Consider the following 4,243-nt stretch of genomic DNA (forward strand, 5'->3'; position numbering starts at 1 on the left):
ACCCTGGCGGTGGGGCCGAGGACCGCCTTCTCGGTCTCGGCCGAGGACGGCGGCGACACGACGCTGCCGCCCGTACGTGGCTCCGGGTGGATCACTGCCGGGTTGACGGCAGGTTTCGCCATGCAGGCCTTCTCCTACTACGGACTGACGGCCTGGCTGCCGAGCTACCTGCATGACGAACTCGGCATGTCCGTCTCCGAAGCAGGTGCCGGATCGTCGATCTTCCAGATCCTCGCCATCGTGGGCGGCCTCGGAGTGCCGTTCGCCGCCCGGTTCCTGAGTACGACGGCAGTGGCCGTCACCGTCGGAGTGCTGTGGACGTCCGTCCCGGCCGGACTGCTCCTGGCGCCGCAGCTGTGGTGGTTCTGGTCCATCTGTGGCGGCATCGCCCAGGGCGGGGGCATCACGGTGATCTTCATCGCCATCATCCGGCTGGCCCGCGACCAGGCATCTGCCGGTCGCATGTCGGCGATCGTGCAGGGATCGGGCTACTGCCTGGCGGCAGCGTCGCCTCCGCTGCTGGGTTTCGTGCACGACACCACGGGATCCTGGACACCTGCGCTCCTGGTTCTGCTGGCGTCCGTGCTGATCTTCCTCTTCAGCACCACGGGCTCGGTCCGGCGGGTGCCGAAGAACCGCTGAGGCGCCGTCGGACAGGAGGCTCGTCCCTGCCGGCGGTGCGGTGCCCGGGCGGGGCCGATCCGGGTCCCGCGGCCCGACCGCGGGACCTCAGGTGGACTGACCCGTGACGTCGTTCCCGGCGAACCCTTCGAGTGCCGGCCCTCCCAGGGGCTCCGGGTGCCACGAGGCGAGGTGCCACCGACCCGGGCCGCCGCTCAGGACGCTCATTCCCGTGTTGTCGATGGTCAGGGTCCGCGCGCGGGCGGGGCTCAGGCCGGTGGCCACGGCGGTGTAGACCCTGATCGCGGCGCCGTGCGAGAAGACGGCGACCGACTGCTCCTGGGTGCTGTCCTGCACGATCCGCCGGATGGCGCGGTCGTACCGCTCGATGAACGCATGCCCGGTCGTGCCGCCGGGCATGCGTCGGTCGAGATCGCCCTCCATCCATCCGAGCAGGCACGTCGCATACGCCTCCGCGGAGACGGGATCACTCAGCATCTCCAGGCTGCCGGCACTGATCTCCTCCAGCCCGGGGACCACGCCGGTGTCGAGATCGAGCGTCGAGGCCAGCGGTTCGGCGGTCTGCTGCGTCCGGACGAGCGGCGAGGCGTAGATGCCCGAGAGGGCCACGCCCGCAAGGGCGGCAGGCACGGCGCGGGCCTGGTGCTCGCCGAGCGCGGTCAGTCCGGCACCCGGGAAAGCCGTATCCAGGGATCCGGCGACATTGTTCGGTGTCTGGCCATGACGGATCAGCAACAACTCCATGGCACCGACTCTACGACCGCCGGTCGCTCCCGATGCGCGCCCCCTAGACTGGACGCACTATGGATCACATGCGCAGGCTCCGCACCCCGATCGTCTGGCTGGTCGTCGCCGCCCTCGTGCTCAGTATCGGCGCCGGCTCCTTCTCGGTCGTCTTCTGACCGTTCTCCCGTGCGACGGCACCGCGCGCCGTCGTAGCCGCCGGTGGCACGTCATGCCAGCGATCCGCGTGGCGTCCGGCGGGCTTGTCCGGGCTTTCCCCCGCGCCTAGGGTGATAAGTAGGCTTAGCTTCAGGGCCGAGCTGTCAACCAGCCAGGCGTCGACATGACGCGGCACACGCATTCTGTACAGGGAGAACACCTATGACCTCCGAGAGCACCACAGGATCGACCGACCAGTACACCTTCCAGAACCCCGTCACCCGTTTCGAGAGCATCACCCCGCAGGCCAAGCAGACGGCCGAGCCGGGGCTCGAGTCCGACCTGGAGATCAAGGCGGACCGGGGGGAGACCTCCTACCGCGGGACGGGCCGGCTGCAGGGCCGGAAGGCCCTCATCACGGGGTCCGACTCCGGGATCGGCGCGGCGGTCGCCATCGCGTACGCGCGTGAAGGCGCCGACGTCGCCCTGTCCTACCTTCCCGAGGAGGAAGAGGACGCGCAGGTCGTCAAGGGCATCATCGAGGCGGAGGGCCGCACGGCCGTCTGCATCCCGGGTGACCTCAAGGACCCCGCGTACTGCACCGCCCTGGTGCAGCAGGCGGTGGACGGGCTCGGTGGGCTGGACATCCTCGTCAACAATGCCGGCAAGCAGGTGGCGGTCGAGTCCCTCGAGGAGCTGAGCGACGAGCAGCTGGACCACACCTACAAGACGAACATCTACTCGTTCTTCCGTGTGACCAGGGAGGCGCTCAAGCACCTCCAGCCCGGGTCGGCGATCATCAACAGCACGTCCATCCAGGCCTACGAGCCGTCACCGACCCTCGTCGACTACGCGAGCACCAAGGCCGCGATCAACAACTTCACCAAGGGACTCGCGCAGCAGCTCGCGCCCAAGGGTATCCGCGTCAACGCCGTGGCACCCGGTCCCATCTGGACGCCGCTGCAGCCCTCGGGCGGACAGCCCGCGGAGGCGCTGCCCGAATTCGGGAAGGACACCCCGCTCGGCCGCGCCGGACAGCCGACCGAACTCGCCCCCGCCTACGTCTTCCTGGCCTCGTCCGAGGCGAGCTACGTTCTCGGTGAGACCCTCAACGTCAACGGCGGGATGCCCTCGCCCTGAGGCTTCCCGCAGGACGACGACAGCCCCGGACTCCTTCGAGTCCGGGGCTGTCGTCATCCTGGCTGCCGACCGTCCGGTCGCCGGCACCTCTCCGGTGCCTGTGCCGTATCTACTCCGTGGTCTCCAGGGCGTCGAAGTCCGCGCGGTCGATCTTCCGGTGGTACCGCATGCCGGCGAGGCCACCCAGGATCGCCCCGACGAGCGCGACGGCGGCCACCACGAGCAGACTGATGAGTCCGGGGCCGGTGAGGTCGGCGGCGGACGGGACACCGAGACCCTGGAACCGCTCGGTGACGTTGGCCTGGTTGCCGATGATGAACCCGATGACGGCGAGTACGACCGCGACGATGACGGCCCACAGCCAGACCGCGACCCCCTGCTTGACCCCGCTGAACCGGGCCATGCGGCCGGCCACGTAGCCGCCGGCGAAGTAGGAGAGCAGCAGCACGACGCCCAGCACGACGGCGGCCGTGATGCCCGTGGTCTGCGCCTCGCCCGAACCGCTCGTCAGGTCTGCGGTGGAGAGGTTCGAACCGATGCCGAAGACCGCGGCAAGGGCCCCGACGAGGGCCGAGAGCAGCACGAACATGCCGGTGGCGGTGAGCCAGCCGAAGAAGGCCGAGCCGAACTTCATGCCGCCGAAGTGCTCCTTCTCGCGCTGGTGGAGCAGCTTGCGCTCCTCCAGGCCCGGAACACGCGATCCCGGAACGGCGCTCCGCGGGGCGGGCCGCTCACGGCTCCGATCGCCGCTGCGCGCGTCGGTCTCCTGCCGGGCCGCCACCACCGGGGCGACCTGCGTGTGCATCTTCGTGTCCTCGTCGCGCGGGACCGCCCTCGACGCGGAGATGGGCGCCTGGGTGTGCTCGCGGGTCGGGGTGCTGTCCGGTGCGTCCGAGTACATGCCGGGGACGTACTCGCCGCTGGAGTCGTCGTCGGCCGAATATGCGCCGGGCACGTAGCCGCTCCCGCCGTCGTCCGTTCCCGTGCGGCCCGCACCCGCTGCGCCGGCGCTGCTCGCGCCCGCCCCGGACCGTCCTGTGTCCAGCAGTTCCGTGGGGTTGTCGGAGTCGTCGGCGTGCCGGGAGCGGTCACCCTCGTTGTTTCCTGTTGCCGGTGTGCTCATTGATCCTCCTGATCTCAGGGCCCGCAGGCTCGCTAAGGCGGCTTAGTATTCCCTCCAGTATTCCATGACCGGGGCCACGGGGCCCGTCCCTGGCCGCGCGTCACGCCCGTCGATGCAAGACTGGGGCCATGGATCTACAGGTGTTCATGACGGTGGTCTGCGGTGCGCTCATCGCCGTCGGTATCGCGGGAGTGGTGGTCCCGGTCCTGCCGGGCAGCATCCTGATCATCGTGTCACTGCTCATGTGGGCGCTGACCGTGGCCAGTACCGAGGGCTGGGTGGTCTTCGCGATCGGCACGGTCCTGGCCGGTGCCGGTCTCGGTGCCGGTGTGGTGCTCACGGGACGGACCCTCAGGCAGCGGCAGATACCGGGCCGGTCGGTGACCCTCGGGGTGCTGGCAGGGATCGCCGGCATGTTCGTGATCCCCGTGGTCGGCCTGTTCGTCGGTTTCGCCC

5 protein-coding genes are annotated in these 4,243 nt (G+C 69.6%); 3 read left to right on the forward strand and 2 right to left on the reverse strand.

All coding sequences use genetic code 11. The annotated features are described in order from the left end of the window. The coding region (locus tag CVO76_RS01920; protein WP_432206120.1) for a CynX/NimT family MFS transporter at positions 1-642 on the forward strand (642 nt) is incomplete at its 5' end. Positions 643-729: 87 nt separating this feature from the next. On the opposite strand, the gene CVO76_RS01925 is transcribed toward CVO76_RS01920, so the two are convergent. After that, positions 730-1,386: a histidine phosphatase family protein gene (locus tag CVO76_RS01925; RefSeq protein WP_208740488.1), complete on the reverse strand. Its 657-nt coding sequence runs from the start codon at positions 1,384-1,386 to the stop codon at positions 730-732. 360 nt (positions 1,387-1,746) lie between these two features. On the opposite strand from CVO76_RS01925, the gene CVO76_RS01930 reads away from it, so the two are divergent. After that, positions 1,747-2,664: an SDR family oxidoreductase gene (locus CVO76_RS01930; RefSeq protein ID WP_133081463.1), complete on the forward strand. Its 918-nt coding sequence runs from the start codon at positions 1,747-1,749 to the stop codon at positions 2,662-2,664. A gap of 109 nt (positions 2,665-2,773) precedes the next feature. Here the strand turns inward: CVO76_RS01930 and CVO76_RS01935 are convergent, their stop codons facing one another. Then, positions 2,774-3,787: a hypothetical protein gene (locus CVO76_RS01935; RefSeq protein WP_244186152.1), complete on the reverse strand. Its 1,014-nt coding sequence runs from the start codon at positions 3,785-3,787 to the stop codon at positions 2,774-2,776. A gap of 128 nt (positions 3,788-3,915) precedes the next feature. On the opposite strand from CVO76_RS01935, the gene CVO76_RS01940 reads away from it, so the two are divergent. Continuing rightward, on the forward strand, positions 3,916-4,243 hold a 328-nt coding region (locus tag CVO76_RS01940), incomplete at its 3' end, for a DUF456 domain-containing protein (protein WP_208740489.1).

The organism is Arthrobacter agilis (assembly GCF_002953615.1).
Taxonomy (GTDB): Bacteria; Actinomycetota; Actinomycetes; order Actinomycetales; family Micrococcaceae; genus Arthrobacter_D; species Arthrobacter_D agilis_B.